Here is a 19,875-nt window from a genome sequence, read left to right on the forward strand (position 1 = left end):
GTCTCCTAGACCAGCTCGACATCGAGAACGCCCGGCGCCGTCCTCAGCGCCGCGGCGATTTCCGGCGAGATGCGGTATTTTTCCGTCAGCTCCACCTCGATTTCCCGCTTGCCGTCATCCTTGATGATGACGAAGGACACCAGCCCGTCGCCCCGGGCATTGAGGTGCCGGGCAACCGCGCGCATCGGGCCTGAGTCGCGGACGAAGACGCGCAGCGCCTTCTGCATCTGCACCGACTTTTCCTCGAGCGACTGCGCCGTCTGGATGCGCAGGCCGATGCCTTCCGGCCGCTCTTCCGCCTGCACGGTGATGACCAGCGACTTGCCGGGTTCGAGCAGGTCTCGATATTGCGCCAGCCCCTCCGAGAACAGCACCGCCTCGAACTGGCCGGTCGCGTCCGAGAAGGTGACGATGCCCATCTTGTTGCCGGTACGGGTCTTGCGCTCCTGCTTGCTGGTCACCGTTCCGGCAAGCCGGCCGGCGGTGGCGCCCTGTTTCACGGCGGCGGAAAAGTCCGCGAAATTCTGGACGCGCATCTTGGCGAGCACGTTGGCATAGGCATCGAGCGGATGGGCCGAGAGATAGAAGCCGAGCACCTGATATTCGCGCATCAGCTTTTCGGACGGCATCCACGGCGTGAACGCCGGGAAAATCAGCGTTTCCGGCCCGGAGGCGGAGGACGAGCCGAACATGTCGTGCTGGCCGCTCACCTTCTCCCCTTGCGCGCGCTGGGCATAACCGATGATGCGGTCGAGGCCGCCGCTCAACTCGGCTCGATCGCGGCCGAAACAATCGAAGGCACCCGCCGAGATCAGGCTTTCCATGACGCGGCGGTTGACCTGTTTCGGGTCGATCCGCAGGCAGAAGTCCTCGATGCTGGCAAACGGCACATCGCCGCGCACTTCGGTGATGTGGTCGACCGCCGACTCGCCGACGCCCTTGATGGCGGCCAGCGCGTAATAGATCCTGTTGTCGCCGGTCTCGAAATGCCGGAACGAGGTCTGCACCGACGGCGGAATGACTGAGATGCCGAGGCGGCCGGCATCCTGCCGGAAATCATTCAGTTTCTCGCTGTTCGACATGTCGTAGGTCATCGAGGCGGCGAGGAACTCCACCGGATAATGCGCCTTCATGAAGGCCGTCTGGTAGGAGACGATGGCGTAGGCCGCGGCGTGTGACTTGTTGAAGCCGTAGTTGGCGAATTTTGCCAGCAGTTCGAAGATGTTGTTGGCCTGCGGCTTGGAGACGCCGTTCTTGATGGCGCCATCAACAAAGCGTTCGCTCTGCTGGTCCATCTCCGCCTTGATCTTCTTGCCCATGGCGCGGCGCAGCAGGTCGGCCTCGCCGAGCGAATAGCCCGACAGCACCTGGGCGATCTGCATCACCTGTTCCTGATAGACGATAACCCCTTGCGTCTCCTTCAGCAGATGGTCGATCGTCGGGTGGATCGACTCGATCTCCTCCTCGCCGTGCTTGCGGGCATTATAGGTCGGAATGTTCTCCATCGGGCCCGGACGATAAAGCGCCACGAGCGCGATAATGTCCTCGATACAGTCCGGCCGCATGCCGATCAGCGCCTTGCGCATGCCCGCACTTTCCACCTGGAACACGCCGACCGTCTCGCCGCGCGAGAGCATCTCGTAGGTCTTGGCGTCGTCGAGCGGGATCTTGGCGAGATCGACCTCAATGCCGCGCTTGCGGCAGAAATCGACCGCGGTCTTCAGGACCGTCAGCGTCTTCAGGCCGAGGAAGTCGAACTTCACCAGACCCGCCTGCTCCACCCATTTCATGTTGAACTGGGTGACCGGCATGTCCGAGCGCGGGTCCCGATACATCGGCACTAGTTTCGACAGCGGACGGTCGCCGATGACGATCCCGGCGGCGTGGGTCGAGGCGTGGCGGTAGAGGCCTTCGATTTTCTGGGCGATATCGAGGAGACGCGCGACGACCGGTTCCTTGTCGGCCTCCTCCTGGAATTTCGGATCCTCCTCGATCGCCTTCGACAGCGGGGTCGGGTTGGCCGGGTTGTTTGGCACCAGCTTGCAGATCTTGTCGACCTGGCCATAGGGCATTTCGAGCACACGGCCCACGTCGCGCAACGCGGCGCGCGCCTGCAGCGAACCGAAGGTGATGATCTGCGCCACCTGCTCGCGACCGTATTTCTGCTGCACGTAGCGGATCACCTCTTCGCGGCGATCCTGGCAGAAGTCGATGTCGAAGTCCGGCATCGAGACGCGGTCGGGATTGAGGAAGCGCTCGAACAGCAGCGAGAAGCGCAGCGGATCGACGTCGGTAATGGTGAGCGCATAGGCGACCAGCGAGCCCGCACCCGAACCACGGCCCGGGCCGACCGGGATGCCCTGCTGCTTCGCCCATTTGATGAAGTCGGCAACGATCAGGAAGTAGCCCGGAAACTTCATCTTCTCGATGACGCTAAGCTCGAAATCCAGCCGCTCCCGATAATCCTGTTCGGTATAACCGCGCGTCATGCCGAGCGTTGCGATGCGCTCTTCGAGGCCTTCGACGGACTGGCGGCGCAGCTCCTCCGCCTCGGCGCGCTCGGCTTCCGCCGGATCGTCGGTGGCGCCGGTGAAGCGCGGCAGGATCGGATTGCGGGTCTTCAGCACGAAGGAGCAGCGCTGCGCGATCTCGACGGTGTTTTCGAGCGCCTCCGGCAGGTCGGCAAACAGCTTTGCCATCTCCGCACGGCTCTTCAGATAATGGTCCGGCGTCAGGCGGAATCGCGTATCGTCCGAGACGATCGCGTTGTGGGCGACCGCCATCAGCGCGTCATGGGCATCGTAATCGGCCTTGGTAGGAAAGAAGGCCTCGTTGGTCGCAACCAACGGCAGGTCGTGGTCGTAGGCGAGCGTGACGATCTTGTGCTCGTGGCGCCGATCGTAAGCGCCGTGGCGCTGCAGTTCGACATAGAGCCGATCGCCGAAGATCTCCTTGAGCTTCAGCAACCTCGCTTCGGCAAGCGTAGCATTGCCTTCCTTCAGAGCCACGTCGACCGGACCGCTTCCTGCCCCGGTCAGCGCGATCAGGCCTTCGGTGCTGCCGTCCTCCAGCCAGGAGCGGCTGATATGGATGGACTGATGCCCCTCGTCACCGAGATAGGCGCGGCTGATCAGGTCCACAAGCCGTTCGTAACCGACGGCATTGGCCGCCAGCACGACGATCGCCGGCAGCTTGGCGAGCTGCTGGTGGCTGTTGCGACGCTCGTCGGACTGGTCTTCCATATCGATCGACAGCTGGCAGCCGATGATCGGCTGCAGGCCGTCGCCGATCGCCTTCTGGGCGAATTCCAGCGCGACGAACAGATTGTTGGTGTCGGTGATCGCGATCGCAGGCTGATTGTCCGCGATCGCCTTCGAGAGGATCTTCTTGAGCGGCAAGGCGCCTTCGAGAAGCGAATAGGCGGAATGGACGCGCAGGTGAACGAATTGAGGGCTGGTTCCCAGCTCTACCGATCCCGATTTTACGTCCGTTGTGTCTGCCATGCCTGCGCCTTACCCGTTTGATGAAGCGGGAACAATCTCATGAATCAGGCTATTGTCTGGCGCAGGGCTTTGAGAGTCTAGTTCGGATTTCCCTCCTCAACGCCTTTCGGCCGAGGGACCGGCTGGATCTCCGATCACATGGCCATCATGATCATGGAAAGGCTGGCCACGAAGGTGGCGATGGAAGCGAATGCGGCAATGTCACGAAGCAGGTCAGTCATCGTCGTCTCCCGTGTTCTCTTATGTTTTTATTTTGTTCTCATTTTGTTTGAGAGTCAATAAAAGAACAGACCGGAAACAAACATATCGCGATATCCTCCCTCACCTGGTAAACGAGAGATTAACGGCGGGATTTTCGTTTGGCTTTCAGGCATGCGCATACATCGGGACTGGATGGCCATCCGGGCATGAACAATTTCGGACGGGGCGCTGAAAGCTGCCTCGAGGGAGTGTCAGGCATGCCCGGATAGACTGGCGCCTGGAGGGTGTATCCTGGGGTCATCCTCGGGTTTAACCCGAGGACGAGGATGACGGAGGAATGGGCGGAGCACACCACCCAGCGGCGTCATCCTCGGGCCCGACCCGAGGATCCAGACGCACGCATGTCCGCCTCTTCACATCTCGACGACTTTGCCGCCCTCGATCGTCACGCGACGGTCCATGCGGCTGGCGAGGTCGTGGTTGTGGGTGGCGATCAGGGCCGCGAGGCCCGACTGGCGCACCAGCGCCTCCAGCGCGTCGAAGACATAGGATGCGGTCTTCGGGTCGAGATTGCCGGTCGGTTCGTCGGCGAGAAGCACGCGCGGGGCGTTGGCGACGGCACGGGCGATCGCCACGCGCTGCTGTTCGCCGCCGGACAGTTCGGAGGGGCGATGCTCGGCGCGGTGGCCGATGCGCATGTAGTCCAGAAGCTGAGCCGCCCGCTCCTTTGCCTCGGCCTTGGAGAGGCCGGCGATCAGCTGCGGCATCATGATGTTCTCAACCGCGGAAAATTCCGGCAGGAGATGGTGGAACTGATAGACGAAACCGATCTGGTTGCGGCGCATCGCGGTCCGCTCCGCATCGGGAAGTCCGTTGCAGGCATGCCCGGCGAGAAAGACTTCGCCGGCGTCGGGATGTTCGAGCAGGCCGGCGAGATGCAGAAGCGTCGACTTGCCCGTGCCGGACGGGGCGACCAGCGCGACGATCTCGCCGGTCTTCAGGTCGAAATCAGCCCCCTTCAGGATCGAAAGCGTGGTCTCGCCCTGGCCATAGTGACGTTCGACGCCCGAGAGCTGCAAGACGGTTTTGGGTGCCATGAAGGATGTGGGTCCTATTCGTATCGGAGGGCCTGGACAGGATCGAGCCGGGAGGCTCGCCAGGCCGGAAGGATGGTCGCGATGAAGGAGAGGACGAGCGCCATCATGACCACCGAGAAGGTCTCGCCAAAGCTCATCTCCGCCGGCAGCTGGCTGAGGAAATAAAGTTGCGGGTCAAAGAGAATAGTGCCCGAGACCCAGGAGAAGAACTGGCGGATGGATTCGACGTTGAGACAGACGAGCACGCCGAGCAGGACGCCGGCAAACGTTCCGACGATGCCGATCGCCGCCCCGGTCATGAAGAAGATGCGCATGATCGCCCCCGCACCCGCGCCCATGGTGCGCAGGATGGCGATATCGCTGCCCTTGTCCTTCACCAGCATGATCAGGCCGGAGATGATGTTGAGCGCCGCCACCAGCACGATCAGGGTCAGGATCATGAACATGACGTTGCGCTCCACCTGAAGCGCGGAGAAGAAGGTCTGGTTGCGCTGGCGCCAGTCGGTGATGAAGATCTGGCGGCCCGCCGCCGCCTCGATCTTCGGGCGCAGGTCGTCGATATTATCCGGATTGTCGACGAACAGCTCGATCGACTGGACGAGGCCTTCGGCATTGAAATAGAGCTGCGATTCCTCGAGCGGCATATAGATGATCGTCGCGTCGTATTCCGACATGCCGATCTCGAAAATGCCGGAGACCGGATAGGATTTGACGCGCGGATTGACGCCCATCGGCGTCACGTCGCCTTCCGGCGAGATCAGCGTGATCTGGTCACCGGCGGAGAGGCCGAGCTGGGCGGCGAGCCTGGAGCCGACCAGTACGCCCTGCCCCGAAGCAAAGCCGACCATGTTGCCCGATTTGACGTTGCCGGCGACTTCGGACAGTTTTTCGAGATCTTCCGGGCGAACGCCGCGCACCAGCGCCCCGGAACCCGCACCACCGCGGCCCGATGCCAGCGTCTGGCCCTCGACCAGGGGCAGCGCCATGCGGACGCCCGGCACGGCCGCGAATTTCTGGGTGAGCTCGGCGTAGTCGGTGAGCGGTCCGTCGATCGGCTGGACGATCATGTGGCCGTTGATACCGAGGATGCGCGAGATGAGCTCGGTGCGGAACCCGTTCATGACAGCCATGACGATGATCAGCGTCGCGACGCCGAGCATGATGCCGATGAAGGAGAAGCCGGCGATCACCGAGATGAAGGCCTCGCGGCGGCGCGAGCGCAGGTAACGCCAGGCGACCATCCGCTCGAAGGCCGAGAAAGGACCGGCCGCGGGCGAACCACCCGCCTTTACCGCTTCACCATTCGCCGCGACACTCGCCATGCCATTTCCTCAATCTGGTGGTCGCAATTCCGGACGGAAAACCGCTTCACACTTTTCCTGGAATTGCTCCGGCCGCCTGCCGGCTTATCGGCCGGCGAGCCTGTTCATGGCCGCTTCGACGGTCAGCGTTTCGCGCTCACCGGTCTTGCGGTCCTTGACCTCCACTTCGCCTGACGCGGCGGAGCGGGGTCCGACAATCACCTGGACCGGCACGCCGATCAGGTCGGCGGTCGCGAACTTGGTGCCGGCGCGCTCGTCCGTATCGTCGTAGAGCACGTCCTTGCCGACCGTTGCGAGACCGCCATAGAGCGTTTCGCAGATTCGGTCGCAGGCCTCGTCGCCGGGCTTCATGTTGATGACCACGACGTCGAACGGCGCGACCGATGCCGGCCAAATGATTCCGTTGTCGTCATGCGATGCTTCGATGATGGCGGGAACAAGGCGTGTCGGGCCGATGCCGTAGGAACCCATGTGGACAGGGTGTTCCTTGCCGTCCGGCCCCTGCACCTTGGCGCCCATCGGCTCGGAATATTTGGTGCCGAAATAGAAGATATGGCCGACCTCGATGCCGCGGGCGGAAAGACGATCGGTCTCGGGGATGGCATTGAACGCCTCCTCGTCGTGCATTTCCGAGGTCGCGGCGTAAACCGACGTCCACTTGTCGAAGACCGCCTGCATGGCCTCGACATTGTCGAAATTGGTGTCCGTGCCGGGGATGTCGAAATTGACGAAATCCTTGTGCGAAAACACTTCCGACTCGCCGGTATCGGCAAGGATGATGAATTCGTGGGACAGGTTGCCGCCAATCGGGCCAGTATCGGCGCGCATCGGAATGGCACGCAGGCCCAGTCTCGAGAAGGTGCGCAGATAGGCGGTGAACATCTTGCGATAGGAATGCTCGGCGTCTTCCTTGGTCAGATCGAAGGAATAGGCGTCCTTCATCAGGAATTCGCGCGAGCGCATGGTGCCGAAGCGCGGACGGATCTCGTCACGGAACTTCAGCTGGATGTGATAAAGGTTGAGCGGCAGGTTCTTGTAGGATTTGACGTAGGACCGGAAGATATCCGTGATCATTTCCTCGTTGGTGGGGCCGTAGAGCATCGGCCGCTCCTGGCGGTCCTTGATGCGCAGCATTTCCTTGCCATAGGCGTCGTAGCGGCCGCTTTCCTGCCAGAGTTCGGCGGATTGCAGCGTCGGCATCAGCACCTCGATGGCGCCGGCGCGATTCTGCTCCTCGCGGATGATGGCATTGACCTTGTCGAGCACGCGCTTGCCGAGCGGCAGCCAGGAATAGATGCCCTGGCTCTGCTGGCGGATCATGCCGGCACGCAGCATCAGCCGGTGGGACGCGATTTCCGCTTCCTTGGGGTTTTCCTTCAGGATGGGCATAAAATAGCGGGACAGGCGCATCGCGATTTCCGAGGTTGCCGGCCTATCCTCATCACGCGAGGAATCGGCCGTTTTCTTCAACAATATTGGGAGGGTACATAGCCGTTCCGAGGCTCCAAGGGAACCCGCCCCAGCATGAATCGCACGTTGTTCACGAATCTGCGCCGACACTTCCAGACCCGGCAAAAGCGGAAATTTCGTGGCAAGCGCGCGACATTTTTGTCAACTAAAAAATTTTATCGAAGTGTAGCAAAAATACAAAAAAGCGGATGACAAAGCACATCCTTTGAGCTAGGTTCAGCTCACAAAAGAGGCAAGGAGTTCAAATTCTTGTCATTTCGCGGTCAAGTCTTGGGAGGATCAGATCTTAGGCGCGCTTGTCGCAGCCCCGGTAACGGTTAAGGATCACGCGAAACTTGAAAACAAGGCTTAACCGCCTTGTTTTTTTTTGCTTTCTCGTCACCCGGAACGAATAAAGCGCGAATGCCTTCGTCGCCGCTTCCTATGCCTGCAAATCATGACAGGGAAATGACGGGCTCCCGACGACCCGCCTTATTCTGCCGCCTACTCGTCCACCTATTCGAAGGTCGGGACGATCACCGGAATGTCGCCGATGCCGACGCCGAAATAGGCGGATGCGACGTAGTAGCCCACATAGAGCAGTGTCGAGATCACCGTCGTCAGCAGCACGACGCGGCCGCCGCGAAACCGGGCGGGAGCGCTTTCCACAGTCCCTATGGTCACCTCACCGTCTTCCTGCTGGGTGCGATAACCAAGCGGAAGGACGATGAAGAGCACGGTCCACCAGATGATGAAATAGATGGCCGCGACCGTCAAAAGAGGCATGATTTCGACTCGATTCCGGTTCGAAGAATTGGCGCCCTTATAGGCTGAAAGGCGGGCAAGCTCAAACCGAGAGACCCCGGCGTGATGTCACAGCTGTGGGAATCATACCTGTTCGAGCTCGATCAAGGTGCCGTTGAAGTCCTTCGGATGCAGGAAAAGCACAGGTTTTCCATGGGCTCCGGTCTTCGGATTGCCGTCTCCGAGCACCCGCGCGCCGGCCGCCTTCAACGTGTCACGCGCAGCGACGATATCGTCCACCTCGTAGCAGATATGGTGCATGCCGCCGGAGGGATTTTTCTCCAGGAAAGCCGCAATCGGCGACTCGGGGCCGAGCGGTTCGAGCAGTTCCACCTTGGTGTTGGGGAGCTCGACGAAGACCACGGTGACGCCATGCTCCGGCAAGGCCTGGGCCTGCGAGACGCGGGCGCCGAGCGTATCGCGATACATCGTGGTCGCGATGCCAAGATCCGGCACGGCAATGGCGATGTGATTGACGCGTCCGAGCATGTCTTGTCCTCCCGAGTGTGGGCTGCAGCAAAGGGAAAAGGCTGCCGACCCCGGCAATACCCCCCTCTGCCCTGCCGGGCATCTCCCCCTCAAGGGGGAAGATCGACCCGCGGCCCTGTCGCTATTCCAAAGTCGCCGCGACCTCTCCGTCCCCTCAAAGACGCGTAACGAACACCGTCACGATCGGTTTCTTGCCCCAGGCCTCGTTGGCGGTGGAGCGGACGGCGCGGCGGATCGCCTCGCGGACCATGTCGAGATCCTTGCGGCGCGCGCGCGGGATGCTTTCGACGGCGCCGAGCACGGCGTCATAAAGCGTATCCTCCATGTCCTCGCCCTCGTCGTCGAATTCCGGCAGACCGAAGGCGATGAGATCGGGATCGGTTACGAAGTCATAACGGGTGTCGAGCAGGACGTTGACGGAGACATGGCCGACGAAAGAGAGCTTTCGGCGGTCGCCGATGCCCATTTCCTCGAAATCGCCGATCAGCTTGCCGTCCTTGAAGATGCGGCCATGCGGTGCATCGCCGATGACCTCGGCCGGGCCGGGCGCAAGGCGCAGGATATTGCCGTTGCGGACCCGCGGAATGGTCTTGATGCCGGCGGATGCGCCGAGCTCGGCCTGGGCCGTCAGATGCGCGGCCTCGCCGTGGACGGGCACGAGGATCTGCGGGCGTGTCCATTGGTACATCTGCACCAGTTCGCTGCGGCGTGGGTGGCCGGAGACGTGGACGAGCGCGTCGCTGTCGGTGACGATCTTGATACCTTGCTCGATCAAGCCGTTCTTGATTTCGATGATCGCCTTTTCGTTGCCGGGAATGGTGCGCGAGGAAAAGACCACCGTATCGCCTGACGTCAGCGCCACATGGCGCATCTCGTCGCGGGCGATCTTGGCAAGGGCCGCGCGCGGTTCGCCCTGGCTGCCGGTCAGGATCACCACGATCTTGTCACGCGGGATATAACCGTATTCGTCCTCGGCGATGAAGGGCTTCAGGCCTTCCATGATGCCGATATCGCGGGCGACGCCGACGACGCGTTTCAGCGAGGAGCCGAGCAAAAGGACTTCGCGGCCGGCTGCGTCTGCGGCCTGGGCGATCGAGCGGATGCGGCCGACATTCGACGAGAAGGTGGTGATCGCTACCCTGCCCTCGGCCGCCTCGATGATCTGGCGCAGGCCTTCGGAGACCTCCTCCTCGGAAGGCGAAACGCCTTCGCGCATGGAGTTGGTGCTGTCGCACATCAGCGCCAGCACGCCTTCGTCGCCGATCTTACGGAAGCGCGCCTCGTCGGTGAACGGTCCGAGCGACGGTGCATGGTCGATCTTCCAGTCGCCGGTATGGACGACATTGCCGAGCGGCGTGCGGATGACCAGCGACATCGGCTCGGGGATCGAATGGTTGACGCCGACCGCCTCGATCTCGAACGGACCGATATTGATACGGTCGCCGGCCTTGAAGATCGTCACCGGGATTTCGGCGCGCGAACCTTCGTAGTTGCGTTTCGCCTCCAGCATGCCGGCGGTAAACGGCGAGGCATAGACGGGCACATTGAGGCCCGGCCACAGATCGTTCATGGCGCCGTAGTGATCCTCATGCGCATGAGTGATGATCATCGCCTTGAGATGGCTGCGCTGGCTGGCGAGGAAACGGATATCCGGCAGCACGAGATCAACGCCCGGCAGATCCGGTCCCGGAAATGTCACGCCGCAATCGACCATGATCCACTGGCGCTTCTCCGGCGTTCCATAGCCGTAGAGGGCGAGGTTCATGCCGATCTCGCCGACGCCGCCAAGCGGCAGAAACACCAGTTCTTCTTGGTTTGCCATTTTCTTTGTCTATTCCATTCCTTGAAAAAATACATCACCAGCGGCGATCGACGTCAGCGCGCCCAATCCGGTATCGAGCAGCAAAAAACCTTTGTCATCGATACCTGCGAATGTGCCAACAAGCGAGCGATCCGGCAGGTTCACGGTGATTTTTTCGCCGATGCCGCAGGCGACCTCGCGCCAGCGCCGGCTGATTTCGGGCGTGCCCCGGCCCTCATCCCAAACACCCAGAACCTGCGCCATCTCCCTGAAGAGATGGGCGAAAAGCTCTTCAGGCGAAATGTTGGCGCCGTGATCGGCAAGCCGTGTCACCGCGTAGGCCGCACTGTCGGGCATATGGCGGATGTTGATGCCGATGCCGATGACGAGCGCGCGGCGGCCATCCGGCAACCCCTCGCCTTCCAGCAGAATACCACAGGTCTTCTTGCGGCCGATCAGGATATCGTTCGGCCATTTGACGTCGAGTGGCTCGCCGCCCGGCGGCAGAACCGACCTGACCGCGGCATGGACCGCGACGGCGACCGCGAGCGGCAAAGAGCCCACGCTCTCCGGCGGCGCAGGATCGATCAGCAGCAGCGAGGCATAGAGATTGCCGGGTTCCGATGTCCAGGCCCGACCACGGCGGCCACGGCCGGCGAGCTGGCGCGTAGCGGTCAGCCACAACAAACCGGAATCGCCCGCGCGAGCGCGGGCGAGACATTCGCTATTGGTGGATCCGACTTCGTCGAGCGCCTCGTGGCGGAACGCATCGAGCGAGAAACGGTCCCTTGCTCCCGGCATTCTCAGAAGAAGGACTTCGCGGCGGCACTTGCCGCCGTGCCGATCGGTCCGCCGATCAGCACATAGGCCGTGACGAAGAGACCGGAAAGGCCGAAGACCAGGCGCAGTTCGCCGGAGATGCGGGCAAACTCGCCCTTGGCTTCATCGAACCACATCAGCTTGACGATGCGCAGGTAATAATAGGCGCCGACGACCGAGGAGAGCACGCCGATGACCGCCAGCGCATAAAGCTTGGCTTCGATCGCCGCGACGAACACGAAATACTTGGCGAAGAAGCCTGCGAGCGGCGGAATGCCGGCCATCGAGAACATCAGCGCGGTCAGCACCACCGCCATGAACGGCTTGGTGGACGACAGGCCGGCGAGATCGTCGACATTCTCGACATTGCCGCCTTCCTTGCGGCGCATCGCCATAATGCAGGCGAAGGTGCCCAAGGTCATGACCATGTAGATGGTCATGTAAAGGACGACGCCCGAGACACCCGTCTCGGAGCCGGCGGCAAGGCCGACAAGCGCGTAGCCCATGTGGCCGATCGAGGAATAGGCCATCAGTCGCTTGATGTTGCGCTGGCCGATCGCCGCGAACGAGCCGAGCAGCATCGAAGCGATCGATACGAAAACGATGATCTGGCGCCAGTCGGCGATGATCGGCAGGAAGGCATCCGAAGCGATGCGGACGAGGATCGCCATGGCGGCGACCTTCGGACCAGCGGCGAAGAAGGCAGTGACCGGGGTCGGTGCGCCTTCATAGACATCCGGCGTCCACATGTGGAACGGCACGGCGGAAATCTTGAAGCAGGCGCCGGCGAGCACGAAGACCATGCCGAAGATCAAGCCCAGGCCGCGGGTCTCGGCGGAGAGAACCTTGGCGATGCCTTCGAAGCCGGTATTGCCGGTGAAACCGTAGACCAGCGACATGCCGTAAAGCATCATGCCGGAGGAGAGCGCACCGAGGACGAAATATTTCAGGCCGGCTTCGGTCGAGCGCAGGCTGTCCCGGTTGAAGGCGGCGATGACGTAGAGCGCCAGCGACATCAGTTCGAGGGCGAGATAGAAGGCGATCAGGTCGTTCGCCGAGATCAGCAGCAGCATACCGAGCGTCGACAGAACCAGAAGCACCGGGAACTCGAAGCGGTTGAGCTGATCCGACTTCGCATGGCCGACGGACATGACCATGGCGGTGATCGAGCCGATGAGCGCCAAGACCTTCATGAAGCGGCCGAAGGCATCCAGCTTGAAGGCGCCGCCGTAGGCAACGCCCTCGCCGGGCATGAAGATCAGCCACAGGCCGGCAACCGCCAGCAGCGCCACCGCCAGCCCCGTCACCGTCGGCGCGGACTTGTCGCCGGAGAAGACGCCGATCATCAGAAGAGCGAGCGCGCCCACGGCCAGGATGATCTCCGGCATCGAGAGCTGCAGGCTTAGGGAGAGAATTTCAGCGGTCATGTCCAGTCTTGTCCCGTCTCAGTGCACGTTGAGTGCAAGATCTTTCGCCGCTGCCAGGGCTGCGGAATAATTGTTCACCAGCATGTCCACCGATGCTGCCGTCGCATCGAAGATCGGCGCCGGATAGAAGCCGTAGAAGATGGTGACGGCGATCAGCGGATAGAGGATCAGCTTCTCGCGGCCGGAAAGGTCGAGCAATGCCTTGAGGCTTTCCTTCTCGAGTGCCCCGAAGATGACCCGGCGATAGAGCCAGAGCGCATAGGAGGCCGAGAGAATGACGCCGGTCGCCGCGAACAGCGCCACCCAGGTGTTGACCCGGAAGACACCGATGATCGTCAGGAATTCGCCGATGAAGCCGGACGTGCCCGGCAGGCCGACGTTTGCCATCGTGAAGATCATGAAGGCGACGGCATATTTCGGCATGTTGTTGACGAGGCCGCCATAAGCGGAGATCTCGCGGGTGTGGAGCCGGTCATAGACAACGCCGACGCAGAGGAAGAGCGCGCCCGAGACGACGCCGTGCGACAGCATCTGGAAGAGCGCGCCTTGCACGCCCTGAACGTTCGCCGCAAAGATACCCATGGTCACGTAGCCCATGTGGGCGACCGAGGAATAGGCGATCAGCTTCTTGATGTCGTCCTGCATCATCGCCACCAGCGAGGTGTAGATGATGGCGATCACCGACAGCGAGAAGACCAGCGGCGCGAAATGTTCCGACGCGATCGGCAACATGGCGAGCGAAAAACGGATCATCCCGTAACCGCCGAGCTTCAGCATGACGCCGGCAAGGATCACCGAGCCCGCGGTCGGCGCCTGGACGTGCGCATCCGGAAGCCAGGTATGCACCGGCCACATCGGCATCTTGACCGAGAAGGCCGCAAAACAGGCAAGCCAGAGCCAGGTCTGCATGCCGGCCGGGAAACCGTATTTCAAGAGTTCGGTAATGTCGGTGGTGCCGGCCTGCCAGTACATCGCCATGATGGCGAGCATCATCAGGACAGAGCCGAGCAGCGTATAGAGAAAGAACTTGTAGGACGCGTAGACGCGGTCCTTGCCGCCCCAGACGCCGATGATGACGAACATCGGAATGAGGGTCGCTTCGAAGAAGACGTAGAAGAGCACGACGTCGAGCGAAACGAAGACGCCGGTCATGACCACTTCCAGAAGCAGGAAGGCGATCATGTATTCCTTGAGGCGCTTTTCGATCGTATTCCAGCTTGCGAGCACGCAGAACGGCATCAGGAAGGTCGTCAGGATGACGAACAGCATGGAGATGCCGTCGACGCCGAGATGATAGGAGATGCCGGTGCCGAGCCAGTTGTGCTTCTCGACCATCTGAAAGCCGGAATTCGAATTGTCGAAACCGATCCAGACGAACAGCGAGACGATGAAGGTGAAGACCGTCGTGAACAGCGAGACGTTGAGGATATTACGGCGCCCAAAGGGGCCGTCTTCCCGTGTCAGAAGCAGCAACAGTACGCCGACCAGCGGCAGGAAGGTGACCGTCGAGAGAATTGGCCAGTCGGTCATTAGATCGAGCTCCCGAGCATCATCCAGGTGACGAGGGCGGCGATGCCGATCAGCATCGCGAACGCATAGTGATAAAGGTAACCGGACTGCAGCTTGACCACCCGGTTGGTGACGTCGACCACGCGGGCGGCAACGCCGTTCGGGCCGTAGGTATCGATGACGCCGATGTCACCCTTCTTCCACAGGAACCGGCCGAGCGCCTTGGCGGAACGGACGAAGAGGAAGTCGTAGAGTTCGTCGAAATACCACTTGTTGAGCAGGAACTCGTAGAGGACCTTCTGCGAAGCGGCGAGACGACGGGGGGTCGACGGCGACTTGATGTAGAAATACCAGGCGGTGACGAAGCCGACCGCCATGGCGATGAACGGGCTCCAGGCGACCAGGACCGGCACGTGATGGAACTCTTCGAGGATCTTGTTTTCCGGAAGCGTGAACAGCGCGCCCTTCCAGAATTCCAGATATTCGTGGCCGAAGAAATAACCTTCGAACAGCACGCCGGCGACAACCGCACCAGCAGCAAGGATATAGAGCGGCGCCAGCATGACCATCGGCGATTCATGCACATGATGCATGACGTCGGCCGACGCGCGCGGCTTGCCGAAGAAGGTCATGAACGCGAGGCGCCAGGAATAGAAGCTGGTGAACAGCGCGGCGATGACCAGAAGCGTGAAGGCGAAGCCCGCCACCGGCGAATGCGACGAATAGGCGCTTTCGATGATCACGTCCTTGGAGAAGAAGCCGGCGAAACCGAGCATCGTTCCGGGGATACCGACGCCGGTCAGCGCCAACGTGCCGATCGTCATCATCCAGAAGGTGACCGGAATGTGCTTACGAAGGCCGCCCATGTAGCGCATGTCCTGTTCGCCATCGACGGCATGAATGACCGAGCCGGCACCAAGGAACAGCAGCGCCTTGAAGAAGGCATGCGTGAACAGGTGGAAGATCGCCGCGCCATAAGCGCCGAGGCCGAGCGCCACGAACATGTAGCCGAGCTGCGAGCAGGTCGAATAGGCGATGACGCGCTTGATGTCGTTCTGGACGAGGCCGACGGTCGCCGCGAAGAAAGCGGTGATCGCGCCGATGACGGTGACGACCAGCAGAGCATTGGGTGACAATTCGAAGATCGGCGACATGCGGGCGACGAGGAAGACGCCGGCAGTGACCATGGTCGCAGCATGGATGAGCGCCGAGACCGGGGTCGGGCCTTCCATGGCGTCCGGCAGCCAAGTGTGCAGCAGGAACTGCGCCGACTTGCCCATCGCGCCCATGAACAGCAGCAGGCAGACGATGGTGATCGCACCGCTCTTGGTCACCTCCATGCCGAAGATGTTGGCGATGACCTGAGACGCCTCCGGAGCGCCTGCGGCCGGCAGATAGGTGGCAGCAGCCGCAAAGATCGTCTCGAAGCTGATCGAGCCGAACAACACGAAGACACCGGCAATGCCGAGCACGAAACCGAAGTCGCCGACGCGGTTGACGATGAAGGCCTTCATGGCGGCGGCGGATGCCGACGGCTTCTTGAACCAGAAGCCGATGAGCAGGTAGGACGCCAGACCGACACCTTCCCAGCCGAAGAACATCTGGGCGAGGTTGTCGGCCGTAACCAGCATCAGCATCGCGAAGGTGAACAGCGACAGATAGGCGAAGAAGCGCGGGCGATGCGGATCGTGGTGCATGTAGCCGATCGAATAGACATGCACGAGCGTCGAGACGGTGTTGACGACGACGAACATCACCGCCGTCAGCGTATCCACGCGGAAGGCCCATTCGACGTCGATGCCGCCGGACTGGATCCAGCGCATCACCGGAACCTTGATCACTTCGCCTGCTTCGCCATGGGCGAGCGCGACGTTGAAGAAGACGATCCAGGAGAGCACGCCAGCTATGATCATCAGGCCGCTGGTGACGTATTCGGACGCCTTTGCACCGATCGAACGGCCGAACAGGCCGGCGATCAGGAAGCCGATCAGGGGAAGAAAGACGATTGCCTTGTAGATCATGACCCGATCAGCCCTTCATCATATTGACGTCTTCGACGGCGATCGAACCGCGATTGCGGTAGAAGACGACGAGAATTGCAAGACCGATGGCCGCTTCGGCGGCCGCCACGGTCAGAATGAACAATGCGAAGACCTGGCCGACGATGTCGTTCAGGAAGGAGGAGAAGGCCACCATGTTCAGGTTGACCGAGAGCAGGATGAGCTCCACCGACATCAGGATGATGATGACGTTCTTGCGGTTCAGGAAGATGCCGAAGACGCCGAGCGTGAAGAGGATGGCGCTGACCGTGAGGTAATGGGAAAGTCCGATTTCCATTTTTCTTGTTCCTTGTTCCCGCCTCAGACGCCCTGGCCCGGCTTGACCTTGACCACTTCGACAGCGGTCGCGGGCGTGCGGGCCACCTGCTGTGATATGTCCTGACGCTTGATGTTGGTGCGGTGTCGCAGGGTCAGCACGATCGCGCCGATCATCGCCACCAGAAGCACCAGGCCGGCGATCTGGAAGAAGTAGACGTAATTCGTATAGAGCACGTCGCCGAGCGCCGCCGTGTTGGTGCGGGTCGCCGGGTTCGGGATCGGCATGGTGATCGATTTCGCCGCTTCCGGGGTGAGCACGCTGCCACCGACAACGACCACCAGTTCCGCAGCCACGATAAGGCCGATCAATATGCCGATCGGCGCATATTGCAGCACGCCGGAGCGCAGTTCCGCAAAGTCGATGTCGAGCATCATGACGACGAAGAGGAAGAGAACCGCGACCGCGCCGATATAGACGACCAGCAGGATCATCGCCAGGAATTCGGCGCCCGTCAGCAGGAAGAGACCGGCGGCGTTGAAGAAGACCAGGATGAGGAACAGCACCGAGTGCACCGGGTTCTTGGCCGAAATGACCATGAACGCCGACGCCACCGCGATGAACGCGAAGAGATAGAAGAAGATTGCCTGCAGACCCATCGTGGTGCCTTTTCGTCCCTCACCGGGATCGGGACGAATGCCCCTACCCGTCGAAACCCGGCCTTGTGATATGCGCCGGGTATTTCATCCAGATGTCACCGGCACCGCCCGCTGATTGGGGGCGCCGGACAAATCACCCCGCCTTAGCGGTAGGGCGCATCGATTGCCATGTTGCGAGCGATTTCGCGCTCCCAGCGATCGCCGTTTTCCAGGAGACGCGCCTTGTCGAAATAGAGTTCTTCGCGCGTCTCGGTCGAGAATTCGAAGTTCGGACCCTCGACGATCGCATCAACCGGGCAGGCCTCCTGGCAGAAACCGCAATAGATGCACTTCACCATGTCGATATCGTAACGCACCGTGCGGCGGGTGCCGTCGTTGCGGCGCGGGCCGGCCTCGATGGTGATCGCCTGGGCAGGACAGATCGCCTCGCAGAGCTTGCAGGCGATGCAGCGTTCCTCGCCGTTCGGATAACGGCGCAGCGCATGCTCGCCGCGGAAACGCGGGGAGACCGGGCCCTTTTCGAACGGATAGTTGATCGTCGCCTTCTGCTTGAAGAAGTAGCGCATCGACAGGAAGAACGCCCCGACGAACTCCTTCAGGAACAGCGAATTCACGGCCTGGCCGAGACTTGCCATCTTTATTCTCCAATGATGCTAAAAGCTTGGACGGACATGTTCACGGTCATGATCATGCCCATCCCGTCAGCTTCAGCACGAATGCGGTAATGACGACCATGGCGAGCGATAGCGGCAGGAAGATCTTCCAGCCGAGGCGCATGAGCTGGTCGTAGCGGTAACGCGGTACGAAGGCCTTCACCATGGCGAACATGAAGAAGACGAGCATCGACTTCAGCATGAACCAGACGATGCCCGGCACCCAGTTGAGGATCCAGATGTCGACCGGCGGCAGCCAGCCCCCGAGGAACAGGATGGTCGTCAGCGCGCACATCAGGCAGACCGCTGCGTATTCGCCGAGCATGAACATCATGTATGGCGAGGAGCCGTACTCGACCATGAAGCCGGCGACCAGCTCCGATTCCGCTTCGGGAAGATCGAAGGGCGGGCGGTTCGTTTCGGCGAGCGCCGAGATGAAGAACACCACGAACATCGGGAACAGCGCCAGCCAGTGCCAATCCAGGAAGGAGGCAGGCAGGCCCATCCTCGTGCCGAGGCCGTCATGCTGGGCATTGACGATATCGGTGAGGTTCAGCGAGCCGACGCAGAGCAGAACGGTGACGATGACGAAGCCGATCGAGACTTCGTAGGAGACCATCTGCGCCGCCGAGCGGAGCGCGCCGAGGAACGGATATTTCGAGTTCGAAGCCCAGCCACCCATGATGATGCCGTAGACTTCGAGCGAGGAGATCGCAAAGATATAGAGGATGCCGACATTGATGTTGGCAATCACCCATCCGTCCGCGAGCGGCACCACCGCCCAGGTCGACAGGGCCAGAAGCACGGCGACCAGCGGTGCGAGCAGGAAGACGGCCTTGTTGGCGCCAGCCGGAATGACCGGCTCCTTGAAGACGAACTTCAAAAGGTCGGCGAAGGACTGGAACAGGCCGAAGGGGCCGACGACGTTCGGGCCGCGGCGCAGCTGGACGGCCGCCCAGATCTTGCGGTCGGCAAGCAGAACATAGGCGATGAAGACGAGCAGGCAGACCAGCAGCAGCAGCGACTGCGCGACCATGACGATGCCCGGCCAGACGTAGATGGAAAAGAACGAGTCCATGTTCAAAATTACTCCGCCGCAGCCTGGAAATTGTTGCGGGCCAATGCCGAGCATTCAGCCATGACGGCCGAAGCGCGAGCGATCGGGTTCGTCAAATAGAAGTCTTTGATCGGCGACGCAAACCCGGACTTGGTCATACCACCGGCTTTTTGGCCAAGTGCGGCAATTTCGTTCACCGAGCCCGCTGCAATCTCGTCGACGGCGGCGAAATGCGGGTAGTCGGCATAGAGTTTTGCCCGTAGGGCGCTCAGCGAATCGAAAGGCAGCTTGTTTCCGAGCACGTCGGAGAGCGCGCGAATGATCGCCCAGTCTTCGCGAGCCTCGCCGGGCGCGAAGCCGGCGCGGTTGCCCATCTGGACGCGGCCTTCGGTATTGACCCAGGTGCCGGACTTTTCCGTATAGGCCGCCCCCGGCAGGATGACGTCGGCATTGTGCGCGCCGGCATCGCCGTGGCTGCCGATATAGACGGTGAACTTGGCGCCCTTCTTCGAGAAGTCGAGTTCGTCGGCACCGAGCAGGAAGAGAACGTCCATGCCGGTCAGCTGGGCGCTGGCATTGGCGCCGCTCGCACCCGGGACGAAGCCGAGGTCGAGGCCGCCGACGCGGGCAGCGGCGGTGTGAAGCACGGAAAAGCCGTTCAACTCGTACGTCAGCGCGCACACAGAGCAGGCAATCAGGTCGGACGCGTCCAGCATCGACGCGCCATCAGGAAGTGAGAGAGACCCCAGCCCTAATATTATAATAGTAT

Annotated in this window: 16 protein-coding genes; all 16 read right to left on the minus strand. The window is 61.4% G+C overall.

What is annotated here, in order from left to right; genetic code table 11:
* Positions 1–5: 5 nt before the first annotated feature.
* Complete coding sequence (gene dnaE, locus MOV63_RS17600) at positions 6–3,503, minus strand: DNA polymerase III subunit alpha (RefSeq protein ID WP_038542016.1); 3,498 nt, start codon at positions 3,501–3,503, stop codon at positions 6–8.
* Positions 3,504–4,117: 614 nt separating this feature from the next.
* On the minus strand, positions 4,118–4,801 hold the full coding sequence (locus MOV63_RS17605) for an ABC transporter ATP-binding protein (RefSeq protein ID WP_038542014.1): 684 nt from the start codon (positions 4,799–4,801) through the stop codon (positions 4,118–4,120).
* A 14-nt stretch (positions 4,802–4,815) separates the two neighbouring features.
* On the minus strand, positions 4,816–6,123 hold the full coding sequence (locus tag MOV63_RS17610) for a lipoprotein-releasing ABC transporter permease subunit (RefSeq protein ID WP_038542012.1): 1,308 nt from the start codon (positions 6,121–6,123) through the stop codon (positions 4,816–4,818).
* Between the two features lie 84 nt (positions 6,124–6,207).
* Positions 6,208–7,533 carry a proline--tRNA ligase gene (gene proS, locus MOV63_RS17615; RefSeq protein ID WP_247035253.1) on the minus strand — a complete coding sequence of 442 codons (1,326 nt, stop codon included), beginning with the start codon at positions 7,531–7,533 and terminating at the stop codon, positions 6,208–6,210.
* Positions 7,534–8,088: 555 nt separating this feature from the next.
* Positions 8,089–8,358, minus strand: coding sequence for a DUF1467 family protein (locus MOV63_RS17620; protein WP_247035254.1), 270 nt, complete (start codon positions 8,356–8,358; stop codon positions 8,089–8,091).
* Between the two features lie 102 nt (positions 8,359–8,460).
* Positions 8,461–8,865, minus strand: coding sequence for a methylmalonyl-CoA epimerase (mce, locus tag MOV63_RS17625; RefSeq protein ID WP_038542006.1), 405 nt, complete (start codon positions 8,863–8,865; stop codon positions 8,461–8,463).
* Positions 8,866–9,019: 154 nt separating this feature from the next.
* Positions 9,020–10,687, minus strand: coding sequence for a ribonuclease J (locus MOV63_RS17630; RefSeq protein ID WP_038542004.1), 1,668 nt, complete (start codon positions 10,685–10,687; stop codon positions 9,020–9,022).
* Between the two features lie 9 nt (positions 10,688–10,696).
* Positions 10,697–11,467: a biotin--[acetyl-CoA-carboxylase] ligase gene (locus MOV63_RS17635; RefSeq protein WP_247035255.1), complete on the minus strand. Its 771-nt coding sequence runs from the start codon at positions 11,465–11,467 to the stop codon at positions 10,697–10,699.
* Between the two features lie 2 nt (positions 11,468–11,469).
* Positions 11,470–12,912, minus strand: a complete 1,443-nt coding sequence (gene nuoN, locus MOV63_RS17640) for an NADH-quinone oxidoreductase subunit NuoN (protein WP_046600129.1) — start codon at positions 12,910–12,912, stop codon at positions 11,470–11,472.
* A gap of 18 nt (positions 12,913–12,930) precedes the next feature.
* The gene (locus tag MOV63_RS17645) at positions 12,931–14,442 is read right to left on the minus strand and encodes an NADH-quinone oxidoreductase subunit M (RefSeq protein ID WP_247035256.1); all 1,512 of its coding nucleotides are present in this window, start codon (positions 14,440–14,442) and stop codon (positions 12,931–12,933) included.
* Positions 14,442–16,442, minus strand: a complete 2,001-nt coding sequence (gene nuoL / locus MOV63_RS17650; protein WP_247035265.1) for an NADH-quinone oxidoreductase subunit L — start codon at positions 16,440–16,442, stop codon at positions 14,442–14,444. The genes MOV63_RS17645 and nuoL overlap by 1 nt, the downstream gene beginning before the upstream one ends.
* A gap of 7 nt (positions 16,443–16,449) precedes the next feature.
* The gene (nuoK, locus tag MOV63_RS17655; protein WP_007772674.1) at positions 16,450–16,758 is read right to left on the minus strand and encodes an NADH-quinone oxidoreductase subunit NuoK; all 309 of its coding nucleotides are present in this window, start codon (positions 16,756–16,758) and stop codon (positions 16,450–16,452) included.
* Positions 16,759–16,781: 23 nt separating this feature from the next.
* A complete protein-coding gene (locus tag MOV63_RS17660; protein WP_038541992.1) occupies positions 16,782–17,396 on the minus strand; it encodes an NADH-quinone oxidoreductase subunit J in 615 nt (204 codons plus the stop codon).
* Between the two features lie 143 nt (positions 17,397–17,539).
* Positions 17,540–18,031: an NADH-quinone oxidoreductase subunit NuoI gene (gene nuoI / locus MOV63_RS17665; protein WP_037080524.1), complete on the minus strand. Its 492-nt coding sequence runs from the start codon at positions 18,029–18,031 to the stop codon at positions 17,540–17,542.
* 52 nt (positions 18,032–18,083) lie between these two features.
* A complete protein-coding gene (nuoH, locus tag MOV63_RS17670; protein WP_247035267.1) occupies positions 18,084–19,127 on the minus strand; it encodes an NADH-quinone oxidoreductase subunit NuoH in 1,044 nt (347 codons plus the stop codon).
* Between the two features lie 8 nt (positions 19,128–19,135).
* Positions 19,136–19,875 (minus strand): molybdopterin-dependent oxidoreductase (locus tag MOV63_RS17675; protein ID WP_247035269.1); only part of this gene is annotated, 740 nt, incomplete at its 5' end.

Origin of the sequence: Neorhizobium sp. SHOUNA12A, assembly GCF_023006505.1 — a bacterium.
Taxonomy (GTDB): Bacteria; Pseudomonadota; Alphaproteobacteria; order Rhizobiales; family Rhizobiaceae; genus Neorhizobium.

Coding starts and splice junctions, on each gene's coding strand:
- dnaE (WP_038542016.1), bottom strand. CDS start 3,503: ATGGCAGACACAACGGACGTAAAATCGGGATCGGTAGAGCTGGGAACC.
- MOV63_RS17605 (WP_038542014.1), bottom strand. CDS start 4,801: ATGGCACCCAAAACCGTCTTGCAGCTCTCGGGCGTCGAACGTCACTAT.
- MOV63_RS17610 (WP_038542012.1), bottom strand. CDS start 6,123: ATGGCGAGTGTCGCGGCGAATGGTGAAGCGGTAAAGGCGGGTGGTTCG.
- proS (WP_247035253.1), bottom strand. CDS start 7,533: ATGCGCCTGTCCCGCTATTTTATGCCCATCCTGAAGGAAAACCCCAAG.
- MOV63_RS17620 (WP_247035254.1), bottom strand. CDS start 8,358: ATGCCTCTTTTGACGGTCGCGGCCATCTATTTCATCATCTGGTGGACC.
- mce (WP_038542006.1), bottom strand. CDS start 8,865: ATGCTCGGACGCGTCAATCACATCGCCATTGCCGTGCCGGATCTTGGC.
- MOV63_RS17630 (WP_038542004.1), bottom strand. CDS start 10,687: ATGGCAAACCAAGAAGAACTGGTGTTTCTGCCGCTTGGCGGCGTCGGC.
- MOV63_RS17635 (WP_247035255.1), bottom strand. CDS start 11,467: ATGCCGGGAGCAAGGGACCGTTTCTCGCTCGATGCGTTCCGCCACGAG.
- nuoN (WP_046600129.1), bottom strand. CDS start 12,912: ATGACCGCTGAAATTCTCTCCCTAAGCCTGCAGCTCTCGATGCCGGAG.
- MOV63_RS17645 (WP_247035256.1), bottom strand. CDS start 14,442: ATGACCGACTGGCCAATTCTCTCGACGGTCACCTTCCTGCCGCTGGTC.
- nuoL (WP_247035265.1), bottom strand. CDS start 16,442: ATGATCTACAAGGCAATCGTCTTTCTTCCCCTGATCGGCTTCCTGATC.
- nuoK (WP_007772674.1), bottom strand. CDS start 16,758: ATGGAAATCGGACTTTCCCATTACCTCACGGTCAGCGCCATCCTCTTC.
- MOV63_RS17660 (WP_038541992.1), bottom strand. CDS start 17,396: ATGGGTCTGCAGGCAATCTTCTTCTATCTCTTCGCGTTCATCGCGGTG.
- nuoI (WP_037080524.1), bottom strand. CDS start 18,031: ATGGCAAGTCTCGGCCAGGCCGTGAATTCGCTGTTCCTGAAGGAGTTC.
- nuoH (WP_247035267.1), bottom strand. CDS start 19,127: ATGGACTCGTTCTTTTCCATCTACGTCTGGCCGGGCATCGTCATGGTC.